Source organism: Borrelia persica No12 (genome assembly GCF_000500045.1).
In the GTDB taxonomy this organism is placed as follows: domain Bacteria; phylum Spirochaetota; class Spirochaetia; order Borreliales; family Borreliaceae; genus Borrelia; species Borrelia persica.
In genome coordinates this window covers 1-337 of record NZ_AYOT01000155.1, presented here as the reverse complement: position 1 = coordinate 337, position 337 = coordinate 1, and the positions used below count along the sequence as shown (strand labels likewise).

Sequence of the window (337 nt, the reverse complement as noted above, 5' to 3'; positions counted from 1 at the left end):
TTATTAAGTTTGATAATGTTGATGGTCTTTTTAAACATAACTCGAGAACGGGTGCATTTTATGATAATGTGAATGAATTTAGTATTTTCTTCATGCTTTATTTTATTTGTTTTATTCACGATGAATCTGAGAGAACTACTTATTCTAGAAATATGAAACTTTATACACTCTTTAGTGATTTTCTACATGATTCACAGTCTCATAAATTTACCATCGATTCTTCTGATGAATATAACATTTTGCTTAACATATTTATTTATAATGCATCAAGTCTAAATCAAGGTGGATTTTTAAAACTTAACTCTAATCACAATAATTTAGCATACTGTTCAAGTTG

At 26.4% G+C, this 337-nt stretch carries 1 protein-coding gene; it reads left to right on the top strand.

Annotated features, from left to right (window positions below; genetic code table 11):
* A partial coding sequence (locus U881_RS0105745; RefSeq protein WP_024653623.1) for a DUF764 family protein occupies positions 1-337 on the top strand: 337 nt, incomplete at both ends.